The organism is Luteimonas qiangzhengi, from assembly GCF_039548515.1.
GTDB lineage: Bacteria > Pseudomonadota > Gammaproteobacteria > Xanthomonadales > Xanthomonadaceae > Luteimonas.
Genome location: NZ_JBCLVE010000012.1, coordinates 139,041 through 158,712 on the forward strand (window position 1 = coordinate 139,041; position 19,672 = coordinate 158,712).

The following is a 19,672-nucleotide window of genomic DNA, read 5'->3' on the forward strand; positions in this document are numbered from 1 at the left end:
TTTTTCATGAAATTTTCCCCCCGTACCGGATCCGCGGTGCTCCTGGCCCTTGCGATCCCGCTGGCTCTGGGCGCCTGCAAGAAGATTGATGAAGACAGCGCCGCCGCACCGACCGTGGCCGCCGAGCGCGAAGTCCGCAACACCCCCGGCATCGAGGGCATCGATGGCCTGGAAACTGCCCAGCAGCAGGCCGGTTACGTGATCGGTCTGGAAATGGGCGGCACCCTTTTCCCCATCCGGGACGAGGTGGATCTGGACGCGATGTTTGATGGCATCCGTGATTCGGTCGAGGCGCGTGACCCGAAGGTCGATGAGCCCCAGTTCATGCAGATCATGCAGGCGCTGGGCGAGCGCATGGAGCAGGGGCGTGCCGAGGCAGCCAGCGTGGCCGCGGCGGAAGGCGAGGCTTTCCTGGCTGAGAATGCGCAGCGCGACGAGGTGCAGGTGACCGACTCCGGCCTGCAGTACGAAGTGCTGGAAGCAGGCGAAGGCGACTCGCCGGGTCCGCAGGACCGGGTGCGCGTGCATTACGAGGGCAGCCTGCTCAACGGCGACGTGTTCGACAGCTCCCGCCAGCGCGGCGAGCCGGCCGAATTCCAGCTCGACCAGGTGGTGCCGGGCTGGCAGGAAGGCCTGCAGCTGATGGCCCGCGGTGCCCGCTACAAGTTCTGGATCCCGGCGCCGCTGGGCTACGGTGCTGAAGGCACGCCGGGCGGTCCGATCGGCCCGAATGCGACCCTGGTGTTCGATGTCGAATTGATCGACGTCGCGCCCACGGCCCAATAAGCCGGGATCACGGATCAATGGGCGACGGGCTGGAAGCACGGGTGGTTGAGCTGGAAACGCGGCTTGCGTTCCAGGAGCAGGCCATGGGCGAGCTCAGCGATGCGCTCGCCCAATTGCGCGCCGAGGCGGCGCGCACTGCCGAGGTGTTGAAGCGCGGCCTGGAGGAGTTCCGTCAGGGACGGAGCGAGTTCTATGCGGATCCTGCGGACGAGCCGCCCCCGCCGCATTACTGAGTTGGAAATATGAGCACTACCCTTCGTGACCAGTTGCTGGGCCTTGGTTTCAAGGCGCCGGCCAAGCCCGAGCGCAAGCCAGAACGCAAGACCGATCCCCGGCGTGGAAAACCGCAGGGGGATCGAGCGCGCGGCAAAGCCGCCCCGGGGCCTGATAAAAGTGGCCGTGGGCAGGATAAAAGCGCCCGTGGGCCGGGCAAGGGCCCGCGCCAGCAGCCCCGCAGGGGCGGGCGCGGCAGCAGCGAAGAGATCGATCTGGCCAAGGCCTATGCCATCCGTGCCCAGCGCGAGAAAGAGGAGCGGATCCGGGCCGAGCAGCAGAAGCAGGAAGAGGCCCGCAAGCGCCGTGAGGCGCGCGCCAGGCTGACCGCGTTGCTGGAAGGAAAGACGCTGAATTCGGAGGACGCCGATATTGCCCGGCACTTCGAGTACGGCGGCAAGATCAAACGCATCCATGTGACCGGCGACCAGCTCAAGGCGCTCAACGCCGGTGAGCTGGGCGTGCTGCAGCAGGCCGGGCGTTACCTGCTGGTGACTGCGGCGGTGCTGGCCGAGGCCGAGGCGATCTTTCCCCCAGCCGTCGCGCTGAAGGTCGATCCGGATGCACCTGCCGGGGATGACCCCTACGCCGACCCGAAATACCAGGTGCCCGACGACCTGGTCTGGTAGAAGCTATTCCGGGTCGTAGTCTAGGTTCGAGGCCAGCCAGCGCTCGGCCTGGGCCAGCTCCACGCCTTTACGCTTGGCGTAATCGGCCACCTGTTCCTTCGACACCCGGCCGACCACGAAATACTGGCTGCCCGGGTGGCTGAAGTAGTAGCCGGACACTGCCGCCGTGGGCAGCATCGCGAAGCTTTCGGTCAGCTCCATGCCGGCGTTGCTTTCCGCGTCGAGCAGGTCGAACAGGCTGCGCTTCTCACTGTGTACTGGGCAGGCCGGGTAGCCGGGAGCGGGGCGGATGCCGTCATATTTCTCGGCGATCAGGTCGTCGTTGCCCAGGTTTTCATCGGCCGCATAGCCCCAGAATTCAGTGCGAACGCGCTGATGCAGACGCTCGGCCAGCGCTTCGGCCAGGCGGTCGGCCAGGGCCTTGAGCAGGATCGCGCTGTAGTCGTCATGGTCGGCCTGGAAGCGCGCCACGTGCTCGTCGATGCCGATGCCTGCGGTGACCGCGAACGCACCGATCCAGTCCTTGCGACCGGAGTCTTTCGGCGCGATGAAATCCGCCAGGCAGAAGTCCGGCCGTTCCGCCGGCTTGTCCACCTGCTGGCGTAGAAAATGCAGCCGCCGGGGTTTGTCTTCACCGGCGTCCAGCTCCACGTCATCGCCGATGCTGTTGGCGGGCCAGATGCCGAACACGGCCTTCGCGCGCAGCCACTTCTCCGCGATGATCCGGTCCAGCATGGTGCGTGCGTCGCGGTAGAGCTCGGTCGCCTGCGGGCCAACCACTTCATCTTCAAGAATTTTTGGAAACCGGCCGGCAAGTTCCCAGGCCTGGAAGAACGGCGTCCAGTCGATCACCGGCAGCAGGTCTTCCAGCGGCCAGTCGTCAAACGCGGTGATCCCGGTTTCCTTTGGTGCCGGTGGCGTATACGCGTCCCATCCGCCATCGAAACGCTGCCCGCGGGCCTTGGCCAGTGACACCAGCCGCTTGCCTTCGCCGCGATTGCGATGGCGTTTGCGGATCTCGACATAGTCGGCTTCGTTGGCAGCAACGAACGGCTCACGCAGCTCTTTGCTGACCAGCGACTGGGCCACGCCGACAGCCCGCGAAGCGTCCTTTACCCACACAGTCGGTGCGCTGTAGTTCGGGGCGATGCGCAGGGCGGTGTGGGCGCGCGAGGTGGTGGCGCCGCCGATCAACAGCGGGGTGGTAAAGCCCTGGCGCTTCATTTCAGCCGCCACGTGACCCATCTCTTCCAGCGACGGCGTGATCAGGCCCGACAGCCCGATCAGGTCCGCGTCGATCTCGCGCGCCTTGTCCAGGATCTTCTGCGCGGGAACCATCACCCCCAGGTCCAAGACCTCGAAGTTGTTGCAGGCCAGCACCACGCCGACGATGTTCTTGCCGATGTCGTGCACGTCGCCTTTCACCGTCGCCAGCACCACCCGGCCATTGGGCTGGCCGGCATCGCCGCTCTTTTCCTTCTCGGCCTCGATGAAGGGCAGCAGATGGGCGACGGCCTTCTTCATTACCCGCGCCGACTTGACCACCTGGGGCAGGAACATCTTGCCGGCGCCGAACAGGTCGCCGACCACGTTCATGCCGTTCATCAGCGGGCCTTCGATCACATCCAGCGGGCGGGTCGACTGCTGCCGCGCCTCTTCGGTGTCCTCCACCACGTACTGGTCGATGCCGTGGACCAGGGCATGACTGAGCCGTTCGGCCACGGGCTTTTCGCGCCAGGCGAGGTCTTCGACCTTCGACGCGCCCTTGCCGCCGCGATAGCGTTCGGCGATTTCCAGCAGCCGCTCGGTGGCATCGGGGCGGCGGTTGAGCACCACGTCCTCGACCCGCCCGCGTAGCTCGGGATCAAGGTCATCGATGATCGGCAGCGCGCCTGCGTTGACGATGCCCATGTCCATGCCCGCGGCGATGGCGTGGTACAGGAACACCGCGTGGATCGCCTGGCGCACGGTCTCGTTGCCGCGGAAGGAGAACGACACGTTGGAGACGCCCCCCGACACATGGCAGTGGGGCAGGGTGCGGCGGATCTCGCGGGTGGCCTGGATGAAGTCGACCGCGTAGTTGTTGTGCTCGTCGATGCCGGTGGCGATGGCGAACACGTTGGGGTCGAAGATGATGTCTTCCGGGGGGAAGCCGACCTTCTCCGTCAGCAGCCGGTATGCGCGGGTACAGATCTCGACCTTGCGCGCTTTGGTGTCGGCCTGGCCCTGTTCGTCGAAGGCCATGACCACCACTGCGGCGCCGTAGCGCAGCACGGTGCGGGCGTGGGCGAGGAATTCTTCCTCACCCTCCTTGAGCGAGATCGAGTTGACCACGCCCTTGCCCTGCAGGCATTTCAACCCGGCTTCAAGCACCGACCACTTCGACGAATCCACCATCACCGGGATGCGGGCGATATCGGGCTCGGCGGCGATCAGGTTGAGGAACCGGGTCATGGCCTTTTCCGAATCGATCAGGCCCTCATCCATGTTGACGTCGAGGATCTGGGCGCCGCTGGCCACCTGCTGGCGCGCGACTTCCACTGCCTCATCAAAGCGGTCGTCCTTGATCAGCTTCTTGAACCTGGCACTGCCGGTCACGTTGGTGCGCTCGCCCACGTTGACGAACAGCAGTTCTGGCGTGATGACCAGCGGCTCCAGGCCGGACAGGCGGGTATGGCGCTGCAGGCTCATGCCGCCGCCTCCGCGATCTGCGGCACGCTGCGCGGCGGCAGGCCTTTGACCGCCTCGGCGATCGCATGGATGTGCTCGGGCGTGGTGCCGCAGCAGCCGCCGATGATGTTGACCAGACCCGATGCGGCGAACTCCGCCAGCACCGGCGCCATCTCCTCAGGTGTCTCGTCGTATTCGCCGAACGCATTGGGCAGCCCGGCATTGGGGTGGGCGGTGACGAAGCAGTCGGCGATGTCGGCAATGGCCTGCACGTGTGGACGCAGCTGGTCGGCGCCCAGGGCGCAGTTCAAACCCACGGCCAGCGGCTTTGCATGGCGCACGGAATACCAGAACGCTTCCGCCGTTTGCCCCGAGAGGGTGCGCCCCGAGGCATCGGTGATGGTGCCCGACACCATCACCGGTACACGCGCGCCGAGGACATCGAAGGCTTCTGAGATCGCGAATAGCGCCGCCTTGGCGTTGAGGGTGTCGAACACGGTCTCCACCATCAGTATGTCCGCGCCGCCCTGGAGCAGCCCGTTGGCGGCTTCCCGGTACCAGCCCACCAGGTCATCGAAGTACACGGCGCGAAAGCCCGGGTCGGTGACGTCCGGACTGATGGATGCGGTGCGGCTGGTGGGCCCGATGACCCCGACTGCGAAGCGCGGCCGGTCCGGCGTGCGTTGCTCGGCCGCATCGCACGCGGCACGGGCCAGCCTGGCGCCTTCTGAATTGAGCTCGTGGGCCAGGTGCTGCAGGCCGTAATCGGACTGGGATACGGCGGTGGAATTGAAGGTATTGGTTTCAACCAGGTCGGCGCCGGCATCCAGATAGGCGTCGTGGATGGCGCGGATCAGGTCCGGCCGGGTCAGGCACAGCAGGTCGTTGTTGCCTTTCTGATCGAAGCTGTCGTCGGCGAAGCGCTCGCCGCGATAGGCGGCTTCGTCCAGGCGCTCCCGCTGGATCATGGTGCCCATGGCTCCGTCCAGCACCAGAATCCGCTGGCCGAGGGCGTCAATCAGGGCCTCGGCACGCTCGGGCTTCAGCCACGGCAGGGCGGTCATGGCGCGGGCCTCTCGGCGGCGGGCTTGTCAGCAATCAGCGAAATCACTTCAAAATGCGGTGGACGCTTTTCGCGGGTGACCGTTTCGATGTGCTGCAGCTGCAGTCCCGCCTTGTCCACGAAGCGGCGCAGCTCGCGGGCAGTGAAGCCCAGGTTCAAGTGGCCGTAGGAATCCACGATGCTGCGATGCTCATGCTTGGCCAGGCTGCTCAGCAGCAGGCGTCCGCCGGGGCGCAGCACGCGGGCGGCCTCGGCTACCGCCACGGCCGGCCGTTCGGAATAGGTCACCGCCTGCATCATCACCACCAGGTCGAAGCTGGCGTCTTCCAGCGGCAGGGCGTGCATGTCGCCCTCGCGCACTTCCACATTGCGGTGGCGGCGCAGGCGCTCGGTGGCGGCATTGACCACGCGGCGGCTGACATCGATGCAGACGTAGCGATGGGCGTGCGGGGCCAGCAGTTCCGCCAGCACGCCGTCACCTGCGGCGATGTCGAGCACGTCACCGGTTTCAAACAGCGGCAGCACGCTGCGCGCCAGGGCTTCCCAGGTGCGGCCGGGCGAATAGTGGCGTTCCATGTCGCCGGCCACCGAATCCGCCCAGTTCTGGTCCGCGGCGCGCATTGCCAGCACTTCCGGCAGGCGCTCGGCGTCCTGTCGCAGCAGCGGATCGTCGCTGCCCTTGCGCAGGGTGCGCCAGAGATCACGCAGGGCCGGATCCAGCGGTTCCTCTTCGAAGCGGTAGTAGGCTGACACGCCGGCGCGACGGTCGCGCACCAGACCGGCTTCCTTGAGCCGGGCCAGGTGGGTGGACACGCGCGGCTGCGCCAGGCGGGTTACGGCCGAGAGTTCGGCCACGGTGAGCTCTTCGCGTTCAAGCAGTGCCAGCAGGCGAACCCGCGTGGCGTCGGCCAGCACCTTCAGCCGGGCCGACCAGGAATCCAGGTCCACTCATATCTCCGCATCGCGATACAGAGATTGATGATGCGGGCGGCAGGAAGTGTCGTCAAGGAGCGGCGCGAATGCTGCCGCGCGCGCCTGCCCCCGGCTACAATAGGCGCCTTATTTGAAAACAGCCGGGAGTAGGCCACGTGGAGTTTGGATTCAGCGAAGAGCAGTTGATGATCCAGGACGTCGCCAGGCGCATTGCCGCGGAAAAGATCGCACCGAGCGCCGCGGCATTTGATGCCTCCGGCGAGTTCCCGCTCGACAACATCCGCCTGCTTGGCGAGAACGGCCTGATGGGGATCGAGGTGCCGCCTGAGTACGGTGGCGCGGGCATGGATCCGGTGGCCTACGTACTGGCCATGATCGAAGTTGCCGCCGGCGATGCCGCGCACTCGACCATCATGTCGGTCAACAACTCGCTGTTCTGCAACGGCATCCTGACCCACGGCACCGAGGAGCAGAAGCAGAAGTACGTGCGCGCGATTGCCGAGGGCGCCGAGATCGGTGCCTTTGCGCTGACCGAGCCGCAGTCCGGTTCCGATGCCACCGCCATGCGCTGCCGCGCGGTGAAGCAGGACGACGGCACCTACGTGATCAACGGCAAGAAGAGCTGGATCACTTCCGGTCCGGTGGCCAAGTATTTCGTGCTGTTTGCAGTGACCGATCCCGAGAAGGGCTCGCGCGGCATCACCGCGTTCCTGGTGGACGGCGACCGTGCCGGCTTCCACCGTGGCAAGACCGAGCCCAAGCTGGGCATCCGCGCCTCGGCCACCTGCGAGATCGAGTTCCAGGATTACGTGGTGCAGGCTGACGAGGTGCTGGGCGAGGAAGGGCAGGGCTTCAAGATCGCCATGAGCGTGCTGGATGCAGGCCGCATCGGCATTGCTTCGCAGGCCATCGGCATCGCCCGCGCCGCCTATGAGGCCACGCTGGAGTATGTGAAAGAGCGCAAGGCCTTCGGCCAGCCGATCGGCGCGTTCCAGATGACTCAGGCCAAGATCGCCGACATGAAGTGCAAGCTGGACGCTTCGCTGCTGCTCACCCTGCGCGCTGCCTGGGTGAAAGGGCAGGGTCAACGCTTCACCAATGAAGCCGCGATCGCCAAGCTCACCGCCTCGGAAGCCGCCATGTGGATCACCCACCAGGCGCTGCAGATCCATGGCGGCATGGGTTATTCGAAGGAGATGCCGATCGAGCGCTATTTCCGCGACGCCAAGATCACCGAGATCTACGAAGGCACCAGCGAGATCCAGCGCCTGGTCATCGCGCGGCAGGAGACCGGACTGCGCTGATGCAGATCCGGTTGCCCGCTTCATTCATTCATGGCCCGCATGCAAATGCGGGCTTTATTGCATCACCGGGTCGGACATGAGCACATCAAGCAGCAAAGTCGCCGCGCGCACGACCGGCGCACCCGAGGACGTGCGTGAGCCGGTGCTGGCCGCGATCCGCCGGCTTGCCGGCAAGTCGCGACAGCAGGATGCGGTGCGGTTCGGCACGGAGTTCTATCGTCGCCTGACCGAGGATGAAGTGTCGCTGCACACCGTGGGTGGCTGGGCAGCGCTGGCCAACGGCTTCCTTGATTTTGCCCGCACGCGCACCCCCGGGGCCGCCAGCGTGCGTCTGTTCAATCCGGCCCGGGACACCCAGGGCTGGGAGTCGCCGCATACGGTGCTGCAGATCGTCAATGACGATATGCCGTTCCTGGTCGATTCGGTGACCATGGCGCTGACCGACATGGGAGTGGGCGTGCACGTGCTCGGCCATCCCGTGGTGACGGTCAGGCGCGATGCGGCCGGCGAGCTGCTTGCGGTGGGCGAGGGCGAGCCGGAATCCCTGATCCATATGGAGATCGACCGGCAGTCGACCAAGGCCGCCAAGGCGATCCACAAGGCCGTCACCGCCACGCTGGAAGACGTGCGCCACGCGGTGGCGGACTGGGCGTCGATGCGCGAGCGGATGCTGCTGGTGGCGGCCGAACTGGCCGACGCGGCCCTGCCGGTGTCCGATACCGAACGCCGGGAGGCGCAGGAGTTCCTGCGCTGGCTGGCAGCCGACCACTTCACGTTCCTCGGGTTCCGCGAGTACCGGGTGGGCGAGCGCGATGGCGAGCAGGTGCTGGAAGCGGTAGAAGACAGTGGCCTGGGCCTGATGCAGGGCAGCGAGCCCGGTGCGCCCCGGCCCCTGCAAAGCCTGTCCGCGCATGAGGTGCGCCAGGCCGGCCGCGTCGACCCGCTGGTGCTCACCAAAACCAACTCCCGCTCCACCGTGCATCGCCCGGGCTTCATGGACTACGTGGGGGTGATCAGCTTCGATGCCGAAGGCAATGCCATCGGCGAACGACGCTTCATCGGGCTCTACGCTTCCAGCGCCTACAACCGCCGCCCGTGGGAAATCCCGCTGGTGCGCGAGCGCTTCGAATACGTGATGAGCACTTCCGGGCTGCGCGAGACCGGCCACAGCGGCAAGGCGCTCAAACACATCCTGGAAACGCTGCCGCGTGACGAGCTGTTCCAGTCCACCGGCGAGGAGCTGGCTGCACTGGGCCTTGGCGTGCTGCAGCTGCAGGAGCGGATCCGCAGCCGGCTGTTCATCCGGCGCGACCGCTATGGACACTTTTTTTCGATCCTGGTCTACGTTCCCCGCGATCGGTTCAACACCGTGATGCGGCTCAAGGTAGAGACCATGCTCAAACACGAGCTGGGCGCCGACCGGATCGATTCAACCGTGCGCCTGGACGAGTCACCGCTCGCCCAGGTGCATCTCATTGCTCGCCCGCGCCCCGGTGTAAGGGTGCAGGTCGAACCGAAACGACTGGAATCCAGGTTGGAGGACATAGTGCGTAATTGGCAGGATGATTTGCGTGACCAACTGGTTGCAAACAATGGCGAAGGTGAGGGGCTGGAACTGGCCACCCGCTTCGGCCGTTCGCTGAGCAACACCTACATCGAGCGGGCCACGCCGGAAGTGGCGGCGACCGACGTCGCGCACCTGGCCCTGCTTGCCTCCCCGGGCGATCTGCGGCCGTGGCTGTATCGCGCGCCGGAAGACAGCGAAGATGCCGGCACCCTGCGGCTGAAGCTGTTCACCCAGGAGCGTGACCTGCCCCTGTCGGACGTGCTGCCGATGATGGAGAACATGGGCCTGCGGGTGATCGCGGAGCACCTGAACCGCATCAGCGCTGATGACCGGGCACTGTTCATCCAGGACTTCAATGTCGAGGCGCCCGCGGGCGTGGAGCTGGACAGCGTGGCCGGGGTGTTCGAGGAAGCCTTCGCCCACGTGTGGCGCGGCGATGCCGAGAACGACGGTTTCAACCGGCTGGTGCTTGGTGCCGGGCTGGACTGGCGCCAGGTCAGCATGCTGCGTGCGTACTGCAAGTACCTGCTGCAGATCGAGACCCCGTTCTCGCAGGCGTACATGGAGGAAACCCTCAACAGCTATCCGCTGCTGGCACGCCTGCTGGTGGAACTGTTCGAAGCCCGCTTCGCGCCCAAGGGCCGCGGCGGCGACACCGCCAGCGTGCGTGCGCAGCTGAAGCTGCTGGCCAAGGGTGATGCGGCGGTTGAAGCCGCGCTGGAGCCGGTGCTGGAAGCCCGCCGCCGCGCCCGCAACCCGCGCCAGGAGAAGGTGCGCGAGGCCCTGCGCACGCTGCTGGACGGTGTGTCGAGCCTGGACGAGGACCGCATTCTGCGCAGCTTCATGGGCGCGATCGACGCCACCCTGCGCACCAGCTTCTACCAGCGCGACAACGACGGCAACGACAAGGATTACGCGGCGTTCAAGCTCGACTGCGCCAAGGTGCCGGAGCTGCCCAAGCCGCGCCCGTACCGCGAGATCTTCGTCTACGGCCCGCACGTGGAGGGCGTACACCTGCGTTACGGCACCGTGGCCCGTGGCGGCCTGCGCTGGTCGGATCGTCGCGAAGACTTCCGCACCGAGGTGCTGGGTCTGGTGAAGGCCCAGGCAGTGAAGAACACCGTGATCGTGCCGGTCGGCGCGAAGGGCGGCTTCATCGCCAAGCGCCTGCCGGTGGGCGGTGACCGCGACGCCATCCAGGCTGAAGGCGTTGCCTGCTACAAGCGCTTCATCAGCGGCCTGCTGGACGTGACCGACAACATAGTCGACGGCGAGATCGTGCCGCCGACCGACGTGGTGCGCCACGACGACGTGGACACCTACATGGTGGTCGCGGCCGACAAGGGCACGGCCACGTTCTCCGACATCGCCAACGGCATCTCGGCCGATTACAACTTCTGGCTGGGCGATGCGTTCGCCTCCGGCGGCTCGGTGGGCTACGACCACAAGGGCATGGGCATCACCGCCAAGGGCGCGTGGGAGTCGGTCAAGCGCCACTTCCGCGCGCTGGGCATCGACTGCCAGAAGCAGGACTTCACCGCGGCGGGTATCGGCGACATGTCCGGTGACGTGTTCGGCAACGGCATGCGTCTGTCCAAACACATCCGCCTGGTAGGTGCGTTCGACCACCGCCACATCTTTGTGGACCCGGATCCGGATGCGGCCAAGTCGTTCAAGGAACGCGATCGCCTGTTCAAGCTGCCGCGCTCCAGCTGGGACGATTACAACCGCAAGCTGATCAGCAAGGGCGGTGGCGTGTGGCCGCGCTCGGCCAAGTCGATCGCGGTGTCGCCGCAGATGCGCGACGTGCTGGGCCTGGATGCCGACGTGACCGAACTCAGCCCCAACGACCTGATCAAGGCCGTGCTGCGCGCGCCGGTGGACCTGCTGTGGAACGGCGGCATCGGCACCTACGTCAAGGGCGCCGCGGAGTCGCACGCTGATGTCGGCGACCGCGCCAACAACGCGGTGCGGGTCGATGGCGGCGAGCTGCGCGCGAAGATCGTGGGCGAGGGCGGCAACCTCGGCTTCACCCAGCTGGGCCGCATTGATGCCGCGCAGGCCGGGGTGATCCTCAACGCCGACTTCATCGACAACTCCGGCGGCGTGGGCACGTCTGATCGCGAGGTCAACATCAAGATCCTGCTCAACGCACAGGTGCGTGACGGCAAGCTCTCGTTGAAGGCCCGCAACAAGCTGCTGCTGGAGATGACCGGCGAGCTGGAAACCCTGGTGCTGTGGGACAACATCCGCCAGAACCAGGCGCTCAGCCTGATGGAACGCATGAGCGCGCCGCGACTGGGCTCCAAGCAGCACTTCATCCGCACGCTGGAAGCCCAGGGGCTGCTGGATCGGCAGATCGAGTACCTGCCGTCCGACGCCGAGCTGTCGGCGCGCAAGGCCCGTGGCCAGGGCATGGCGCGTCCGGAGCTGGCGGTGCTGCTGTCGTATTCCAAGCAGGTGGTCTATGACCAGCTGCTGGATTCCGACATTCCAGAGGATCCGTATCTGTCCAAGGAATTGCAGCGCTACTTCCCGACCCCGCTGCAGAAGAAGTACGCCGCGGCGATGGAAGACCATCCGCTCAAGCGCGAGATCATCGCCACGGCGATCACCAACGCCACCATCAACCGCATGGGCGCGACCTTCCTGATGCGCATGCAGGAAGACACCGGCCGCGATGCGGCGGAAGTGGCCAAGGCGTACACGATCAGCCGCGAGGTGCTCAATGCGCGCACCCTGTGGAACCAGATCGAAGCCCTGGACGGCAAGGTGCCCGAAGGCGTGCAGATCGACGCCCTGCTGGAGATCTGGAACCTGCAGCGTTCGTTCGTGCGCTGGCTGCTGGAACGCCCGGGCGAGATGCCTGACATCACCGACGCGGTGGACCGCTACAGCGCCGGCTTCAACGCCATCCGCAGTGCCGCTGGCGTGCTGCCCGACTCGCAGCGTCCGGGCTATGACACCCGCCGTGCCAAGTGGCGCGAGCGCGGCATGTCGGTGCAGCTGGCCGAGGACCTGGCCGAACTGCCGTACCTGGAGCCGGTGTTCGACATCATCGAGCTGGCCTCGGCGCGCAAGCAGAAGCCGATCGACGTCGCCAAGGTGCATTTCCGCCTCGGTGAAGCGCTGCAGCTGCCCTGGCTGTTCGAGCAGATCGACGGGCTGGAAGTGCAGGGCCGCTGGCACGCCGTCGCCCGTGGGGTGTTGCGCAACGAGCTGGGCGCGCAGCAGATCCTGTTGACCGCAAAGGCGCTGTCGGCATCCGGCCGTGATCCTGATGCCAAGGTGCAGGCGTGGATCAGCCGCGACGACGCTTCGCTGCGCCTCACCCTGACGATGCTGGATGAAATGTCTTCGCAGAAGACCCTCGACTACCCGACCGTATCGGTCGCGGTGAGCCGGCTGTCCCAGCTGGCCGGCTGAGCCGGAAGACCTCCACGGGGCGGACCTTTCCGCCCCGTGGATCCCGGATGATGGATCGCGGGTCGCCTCGACCCGCGCTACTGGTGGCCTGCGCTATGCTCGCCGCATGAGTACTTCCCAGTCACCCCGCATTGCATTTCTTGCCGCGCCCACTCCGCAGGCGCAGCAGGCCCTGGAAACCCTGATGGCCGGGCATGAGCAACATGCCCCCGACGAGGCCGATATCCTCTGCGCGCTCGGCGGCGACGGCTTCATGCTGCAGACGCTGCATCGCCATGGCGCGTTGGGAAAGCCCGTGTACGGCATGAAGCTGGGCACGGTGGGGTTCCTGATGAACCAGTTCCATGGAGGAGAAGACCTGCTGCAACGCATCAGCGCGGCCGAGCCGGCAGTCCTGCGGCCGCTGGAAATGATCGTGCAGACCGAGTCCGGCGCAAGCGTGGGTTCATTGGCCTACAACGAGGTGTCGTTGCTGCGCCAGACCCGCCAGGCCGCCCACTTGAGCATCGATCTCAACGGCCAGACCCGACTGGAAGAGCTGATCTGCGACGGCGTACTGGTGGCAACCCCGGCGGGCAGCACCGCCTACAACTTTTCCGCCAGCGGACAGATTCTGCCGTTTGATTCGGACGTGATTGCGCTGACGCCGATCGCTCCGTTCCGGCCCAGGCGCTGGCGCGGTGCGCTGCTCAAGGCGGAGACCGAGGTGTGCTTCAAGGTGCTGGACCCGTACAAGCGCCCGGTCAGTGCCACCGCTGATTCGCACGAGGTGCGCGATGTGGTGGAGGTCACCGTCCGCGAATCGAAAGACCGGGTGGTGACCCTGCTGTTCGATCCGGAGCACAATCTTGAAGAGCGGATCCTGAGCGAGCAGTTCATGGTCTGATCAGGCGGGCGTCTCGCCTGCTGCGATTGCCTTCGCGCATACTCGGGTCATGTCTGACAATTCCATACCACCGCTGATCGTCGCCATTTCTTCACGTGCGCTGTTTGATCTGGAAGACAGTCACGGGCTGTTCGAGCGGGACGGGATCGAAGCCTACGCCGAACACCAGCGCATCCATGAGGATGATGTGCTCGAGCCGGGCATCGCATTCCCACTGGTGCGCAAGCTGCTCGCGTTGAACGAGGGTGGGGCGGAAGATGCGCCGCGGGTGGAGGTGATCCTGCTTTCGCGAAACTCGGCCGACACCGGCCTGCGCATCTTCAATTCCATCCAGCACCACGCGCTGACGATCTCGCGGGCGGCGTTCACCTCGGGCGAACCGACCTGGCCGTACACGCGTCCGTTTGGCGCCCAGCTGTTCCTCTCGGCAAATCCGGACTCGGTGCGCGCGGCGTTGGAAAACGGCATTGCCGCAGCCACTATCCTGCCGGCCAAGGCGGCACTGCACCGGCATGACCAGCTGCGGATCGCTTTTGACGGTGACGCGGTGATCTTCAGCGATGAGGGCGAGCGGGTGTCGCAGCTGCAGGGGATCGACGCCTTCCATGAGCACGAGCGCAGTCGCGCCCGCGAGCCGCTGTCGGGGGGGCCGTTCCGCGGCTTCCTCTCGGCATTGCACGATCTTCAGGCGGCGTACCCGGCGGGGGAGGCGTCACCGATCCGCACGGCACTGGTGACAGCGCGCTCCGCGCCGGCACACGAGCGGGTGATCCGTACGCTGCGCGACTGGGGCGTGCGCCTGGACGAGGCGCTGTTCCTGGGGGGGCGGGCCAAGGGGCCTTTTCTGGATGCGTTCGGTGCCGATATCTTCTTCGACGACTCGCGGCACAACATCGACTCCGCGCGGCTGCACGTGGCGACCGGGCATGTGCCCCACGGAATCTCCAACGCCGATTGAGTGCGCTGATGTGGTACAATCGGCCGTCGTTCGCGCTTTTTACGTCTATTTCCGCTCTTTTCGGCGTTGATTGCGGCACTTTCTTCAAGTGTCTGTGTGGCGCGAACGCTTCGCCGGTATCGGTCGTATCGGAGCAGATGCTCCGTCCCGAAGGGACCCGATTTCCTTCAGTGCCTGATCGGTGCAGCCCGCTGCAGCCGGGCGTCAGCCTTGCCGCCTGAAGTCGTTTGACGTCTGGTGGCCACGACATGGAGAGACAAAAATAATGACCCAGCGAATCGCCGTTCTAGGCGCCGGTCCCAGCGGCCTGGCCCAACTTCGCGCTTTCGATGCCGCCCGCCGCGCGGGCGCCGATGTTCCCGAAATCGTCTGCTTCGAGAAGCAGTCCGATCTGGGTGGCATGTGGAACTACACCTGGCGTACCGGTCTGGACCAGCATGGTGAGCCGGTGCACGCCAGCATGTACCGCTACCTGTGGTCCAACGGGCCGAAGGAGACCCTGGAGTTCGCCGATTACAGCTTCGAGGAGCACTTCGGTCGTCCGATCGCTTCCTATCCGCCGCGGCCGGTGCTGCGCGATTACATCATGGGCCGGATCGAACGCAGCAACCTGCGCGACCAGATCCGTTTCAACACTTCGGTGCACTCGGTGGAATACAGCGAGGACACCGGGAAGTTCACCGTCACCGTGCGCGAGCTGGATCACGACCGCATGGTGAGCGAGGAGTTCGACTGGGTGGTGGTGGCGACCGGCCATTTCTCCACGCCCAATGCGCCGTCATTTGAAGGCCTGTCCAGCTTCCCGGGCCGGGTGCTGCACGCGCACGATTTCCGCGACGCCTGCGAATTCACCGGCAAGGACCTGCTGCTGGTGGGCAGCAGCTATTCGGCCGAGGATATCGGCACCCAGTGCTACAAGTACGGCGCCAAGTCGGTGACCTTCAGCTACCGCAGCGCGCCGATGGGCTACGACTGGCCCGAGGCGTTCAGCGAGCGTCCCCTGCTCGAGCGCGTCGAAGGCAACACCGCGCACTTCGTGGACGGCACTTCCAGGGATGTGGACGCGATCATCCTGTGTACCGGCTACCAGCACCATTTCCCGTTCCTGCCTGACGAACTGGCCTTGCGTACCAACAACCGCCTCTACCCGCAGGGCCTGTATCAGGGCGTGTTCTGGATCGACAACCCCAAGCTGATCTACCTGGGCATGCAGGACCAGTACTTCACCTTCAACATGTTCGACACGCAGGCCTGGGTGGCGCGCGATGTGATGCTGGGCCGGACGCAGCTGCCGGATACCGAAGCCATGCGTGCCGATAGCGAGGCCTGGTTTGCGCGCGAAAACGCCTGTGCCAGCGTTGACGACGACATCGACTTCCAGGCCGCCTACGTGCGTGACCTCGTCGACCGCAGCGACTACCCGGACTTCGACATCGAGCGCGTGGCGGAAATGTTCAAGGAATGGCAGCACGACAAGCGCGCGGGCATCCTGGACTACCGCGACAAGAGCTATCGCTCCGCCATCACTGGCACCTTGTCACCCCCGCACCACACGCCGTGGATGGAGGCGATGGACGACTCGCTGGAGGCGTTCCTGAGCGAATCGCGCGAACTGGAGGAGCAGCCGGCAGGTGAGGCTGCCCGCCTGCCTGATTTTGCTGCGCTGGGGCGTCGTGCTGCCGACGCGGCCGTAGCGCTGCAGGCCGCGCCGGAAGAGCGCCAGAGCGCCTGATCAGTTGAGTGGGATCACCGGGCGGCCATGACCGCCCGGTGCCTCAGAAGGGATATGGCCGGGAACCGGTCTGAATCGTGACCCACTGGTCGGTGGTGAACTCCGCGATGGCCCAGTCGCCGTTGAAGCGCCCCAGGCCGGAGTTCTTCTCGCCGCCGAAAGGCGCGTTGGACTCGTCATTGACGGGCATGTCATTCACATGGGCCATGCCGGCGCGGATGCGTCGGGCGAACTCCATTCCGCCTGCCGCGTCGCCGGTGAAGACGGCGCTGGACAGCCCGTATTCGCTGTCGTTGGCCAGTTCCAGCGCGTGCTCCGCATCACGTGCGGACTGGATGCCCACCAGCGGACCGAAAATCTCCTCGCGGGCAATCTCCATATCCGCGGTGACGTCCCCGAACACGTGCGGCGGCATCACGTTGCCGTCGGGCTCGTCGCCCACCAGCAGCTTCGCACCCTCGTCCTTCGCCCTGGCCACCTTGGCCCGCAGCCCGTCCAGCTGCCTGGTATTGATCACCGGTCCGATCACTGTCTCCGCCTTGTCCGGGTCACCTGCCGGAAGCGCCTTGACCCGCTCGACGAACCGGCGGGTGAACTCCTCCAGCACGGGCGCCTCGACGATGATGCGGTTGATCGCCATGCAGATCTGCCCCTGGTGCAGGAACTTGCCGACCACTGCGGCGTCCACCGCGGCTTCCATGTCGGCATCGGCCAGCACCACGAACGGGCTGTTGCCACCCAGCTCCAGCGCCACGTGCTTGAGGTGTTCGCCGCCGCTGGCGATGCGGCCGATGCCGCGGCCAACCGCGGTGGAGCCGGTGAATGAAATGAACGACGGCACCGGGTGCTCGACGAAGGCATCGCCGATGTCCGAACCCGCGCCCACCACCACGCTCAGCAGGCCGGATGGCAGTCCGGCCTCCTCGAAGATCCGTGCCAGCAGCAGTCCTCCGGTCACCGGCGTGTCACTGGCCGGCTTGACCACCACCGCGTTGCCCAGCGCCAGCGCCGGAGCAACCGAGCGGATGCTCAGGTGCAGGGGGAAGTTCCACGGGCTGATCACGCCCACCACGCCCAGGGGCTTCCGGAACACCAGGCTCTGCTTGCCCGGCACATCGGAGGCAAGCACGCGGCCGTGGCTGCGGCCGGGCATGCTGGCTGCCTCCAGGGTGATCGCGCGCGCAGAGCCCCATTCGATCCCGGCCTTGATGCGGGTGCTGCCGGACTCGCGTACCAGCCAGTCGATGATCTCGTCCTTGCGCGCATCGAAAATTGCCACCGCGCGGTGCATTACCGCGGCCCGCGCACTCGGGCCCATCTCCGCCCAGTCGGGCTGCGCCTTCGAGGCGGCGCGATAAGCCTCGTCCAGGTCCGCGTGGTTGGCCATCTGGATCTCCAGCAGCTGTTCGCCGCTGAACGGATTGGTCACCTCGAGCCGTCGGCCGGCGGTACCTTCGCGCCTCTGGCCGGCGATCGGCAGCAGGCCGAGGTCCTTGTAGGGGGCAGGGGGATGGTCAGTCATGGGGTCTCCTCGGTTCAGTGCAGCTCAGTTCAATGCAGCTCGATTCACTGCAGCCGCAGGACCGGCTTGACGGTCTTGCCGCTTTCCGAATCCTCGAATGCCTGGGCGATGTCGGCAAAGTCATAGAACTCGACCAGCCTGTCGAACGGGAATTTCCCCGCCTTGTAGAACTCCACCAGCTGGGGAATGAACACCCGCGGCACCGAGTCGCCTTCAATCACGCCGATCATGCCCTTGCCTTCGGCCATCAGGTCGTTGTGCACGTCGATCTCCATCTGCGGGGTCACCCCAACGATCGCCACCGTACCCATCGGACGCAGGGCATGGAGTGACTGGCGCACGACTGGTGGCGCGCCGGTGGTCTCAACCGCGTACCGTGTGCCTCCGCCGGATGCGGCCTTGATCTCCTCGACTACGTCCACCTTCCTGCCGTTGAAGGCGTGGGTCGCGCCCAGTTCGCGGGCCAGCTCGAGGCGGTTGTCGTGCACGTCGACCGCGAAGATCTGCGGACAGCCGGCGATCTTCGCCGCCATGATCGCGCTCAGGCCCACCGCGCCGCAGCCATAGATCGCGATGGAACTGCCGAATTCGGGCTTCAGACGGTTGAGCACGGTGCCGGCGCCAGTCTGGATGCCACAGCCCAGCGGGCCGAGCAGCGCCAGGTCCACGTCTTTGTCCACCTTGACCACGTTGCGTTCGTGGGCCACTGCGTGGGTGCCGAACGAGGATTGGCCGAAGAACGTCGACAGGTCGTTTTCGCCCTGGTGCAGGCGCGCGGTGCCATCGTCCATGCGTCCGCCGAAATTGAGGTCGTTGAAGACGTCACACACGGTCGGGTGTCCGGTGAGGCAGTTGTCACAGCGGCCGCAGTGCGCGAACGACATCACCACGTGGTCGCCGGGCGCGATGCTGGTGACGTTGTCGCCAACCTCTTCGACCACCCCGGACCCTTCGTGGCCGAGCACGATGGGGTAGGGCGAGACCGCCAGGTCGCGTCCCACCGCGTCGGTATGGCAGACGCCGGTGGCCACCACCTTGACCAGCACTTCGTTGGGCCCGGGCCCGGACAGCCTCACCTCTTCGATTGAAAATGGTTCGCCCTTGGCGGGGGTGACTGCTGCCTGGATCTTCATGTGCTCTCCGGTCTGTGGACGTCGTCCTACAGGATGCCCACATCGCCGGTTAACCCATTGTTCAAACGGGGTCCTCGCACTGGAACCCAGCGTTGCAGCGCCTCAGAACTCCAGGTCCAGCGCGGCGCACAGGTAGTCCATGAAGGGCGCGGTCGCCTTCAGGTCACGGATCAGCGTCTGGCGCAGGCCCGGGCCGGTGATCAGGTCCGCGCCCAGGCTGCGCATGAAAACGAAATTGCGATGGCGCAGGTCGTCGATGAAAGGGAAATCTTCAGGGAACCCGCGCGGGCGACGCACCAGCATGTCCGATTCCCACATGCGGTAGCGGCGGCGGAAGGTCGGCGCGTGCGCAGCAGACTTCCAGCCGGCGGGATTATCGACAATGAACTGGCGGATCTGGCGCAGCACCGGTGATTCGGGATTCCAGATGCCGGCGGCGAAGAAACTGTCATCCGGGCGCAGCTGCAGATACCAGGCCGGCGCGGCGGTCTCGCGATGACGCTCGTGGAAGAGACGCGCACTCTGCCAGTTCTTGTACGGCGCCTTGTTGTTGGAAAAACGGGTGTCGCGGTGGATCCGGAACAGCGAGCCGTTCATCTTTTTCGGGTCGGCGCGGTAGTGCAGGCTGACCGTGGCCAGGTCGGGCTGCAGGTCGGTGAGCAGGCGCTGGAACGGTTCGCGCAGATGGGTCTCGTAATCGGCCTTGTGGGCGTGGAACCATTCGCGCTCGTTGTTGTGCTCCAGCGCACGCAGGAAGCGGAAGGCCTTGTCGGTGAAGTAGGTGGTCATC

At 65.8% G+C, this 19,672-nt stretch carries 13 protein-coding genes and 1 pseudogene; 8 read left to right on the forward strand and 6 right to left on the reverse strand.

Translation table 11 applies throughout. From position 1 onward, the window contains the following. Positions 1-6: 6 nt before the first annotated feature. Genes WCE59_RS11065 through WCE59_RS11075 form a run of 3 tightly spaced genes read left to right on the forward strand, consistent with a single transcriptional unit; the run spans position 7 to position 1,688 of the window. The gene (locus WCE59_RS11065) at positions 7-786 is read left to right on the forward strand and encodes an FKBP-type peptidyl-prolyl cis-trans isomerase (RefSeq protein WP_343258826.1); all 780 of its coding nucleotides are present in this window, start codon (positions 7-9) and stop codon (positions 784-786) included. Between the two features lie 17 nt (positions 787-803). Then, complete coding sequence (locus tag WCE59_RS11070) at positions 804-1,019, forward strand: SlyX family protein (protein WP_343258827.1); 216 nt, start codon at positions 804-806, stop codon at positions 1,017-1,019. 9 nt (positions 1,020-1,028) lie between these two features. Beyond that, a complete protein-coding gene (locus WCE59_RS11075; RefSeq protein ID WP_343258828.1) occupies positions 1,029-1,688 on the forward strand; it encodes a DUF2058 domain-containing protein in 660 nt (219 codons plus the stop codon). 3 nt (positions 1,689-1,691) lie between these two features. Here WCE59_RS11075 and metH read toward each other — a convergent pair whose 3' ends face one another. The 3 genes and pseudogenes from metH to WCE59_RS11090 form a co-directional block, all read right to left on the reverse strand. Further along, on the reverse strand, positions 1,692-4,379 hold the full coding sequence (metH, locus tag WCE59_RS11080; RefSeq protein WP_343258829.1) for a methionine synthase: 2,688 nt from the start codon (positions 4,377-4,379) through the stop codon (positions 1,692-1,694). Continuing rightward, positions 4,376-5,422, reverse strand: a complete 1,047-nt coding sequence (locus WCE59_RS11085; RefSeq protein ID WP_343258830.1) for a homocysteine S-methyltransferase family protein — start codon at positions 5,420-5,422, stop codon at positions 4,376-4,378. The genes metH and WCE59_RS11085 overlap by 4 nt, the downstream gene beginning before the upstream one ends. Before the next feature lie 20 nt (positions 5,423-5,442). Next, positions 5,443-6,369: pseudogene (locus WCE59_RS11090) on the reverse strand (ArsR/SmtB family transcription factor); the annotation flags it as partial. 140 nt (positions 6,370-6,509) lie between these two features. Here WCE59_RS11090 and WCE59_RS11095 point away from each other — a divergent pair. The 5 genes from WCE59_RS11095 to WCE59_RS11115 all read left to right on the forward strand — a co-directional run bounded on the left by WCE59_RS11095 (position 6,510) and on the right by WCE59_RS11115 (position 16,227). Then, the gene (locus WCE59_RS11095) at positions 6,510-7,658 is read left to right on the forward strand and encodes an acyl-CoA dehydrogenase family protein (protein ID WP_343258831.1); all 1,149 of its coding nucleotides are present in this window, start codon (positions 6,510-6,512) and stop codon (positions 7,656-7,658) included. 76 nt (positions 7,659-7,734) lie between these two features. After that, positions 7,735-12,651 carry an NAD-glutamate dehydrogenase gene (locus WCE59_RS11100; protein WP_343258832.1) on the forward strand — a complete coding sequence of 1,639 codons (4,917 nt, stop codon included), beginning with the start codon at positions 7,735-7,737 and terminating at the stop codon, positions 12,649-12,651. Between the two features lie 106 nt (positions 12,652-12,757). Further along, positions 12,758-13,537 (forward strand): NAD kinase, encoded by a 780-nt coding sequence (locus tag WCE59_RS11105; RefSeq protein ID WP_343258833.1) that lies wholly within the window; start codon positions 12,758-12,760, stop codon positions 13,535-13,537. 49 nt (positions 13,538-13,586) lie between these two features. Next, positions 13,587-14,495, forward strand: coding sequence for a 5'-nucleotidase (locus WCE59_RS11110; protein WP_343258834.1), 909 nt, complete (start codon positions 13,587-13,589; stop codon positions 14,493-14,495). Between the two features lie 265 nt (positions 14,496-14,760). Then, positions 14,761-16,227 (forward strand): flavin-containing monooxygenase, encoded by a 1,467-nt coding sequence (locus WCE59_RS11115; protein WP_343258835.1) that lies wholly within the window; start codon positions 14,761-14,763, stop codon positions 16,225-16,227. 43 nt (positions 16,228-16,270) lie between these two features. Here WCE59_RS11115 and WCE59_RS11120 read toward each other — a convergent pair whose 3' ends face one another. The 3 genes from WCE59_RS11120 to WCE59_RS11130 all read right to left on the reverse strand — a co-directional run bounded on the left by WCE59_RS11120 (position 16,271) and on the right by WCE59_RS11130 (position 19,671). Further along, positions 16,271-17,749 (reverse strand): aldehyde dehydrogenase family protein, encoded by a 1,479-nt coding sequence (locus WCE59_RS11120; RefSeq protein WP_343258836.1) that lies wholly within the window; start codon positions 17,747-17,749, stop codon positions 16,271-16,273. Between the two features lie 44 nt (positions 17,750-17,793). Next, a complete protein-coding gene (locus WCE59_RS11125; protein ID WP_343258837.1) occupies positions 17,794-18,882 on the reverse strand; it encodes an NAD(P)-dependent alcohol dehydrogenase in 1,089 nt (362 codons plus the stop codon). Positions 18,883-18,984: 102 nt separating this feature from the next. After that, positions 18,985-19,671 carry a DUF2461 domain-containing protein gene (locus tag WCE59_RS11130; RefSeq protein ID WP_343258838.1) on the reverse strand — a complete coding sequence of 229 codons (687 nt, stop codon included), beginning with the start codon at positions 19,669-19,671 and terminating at the stop codon, positions 18,985-18,987. Position 19,672 lies beyond the last annotated feature (1 nt).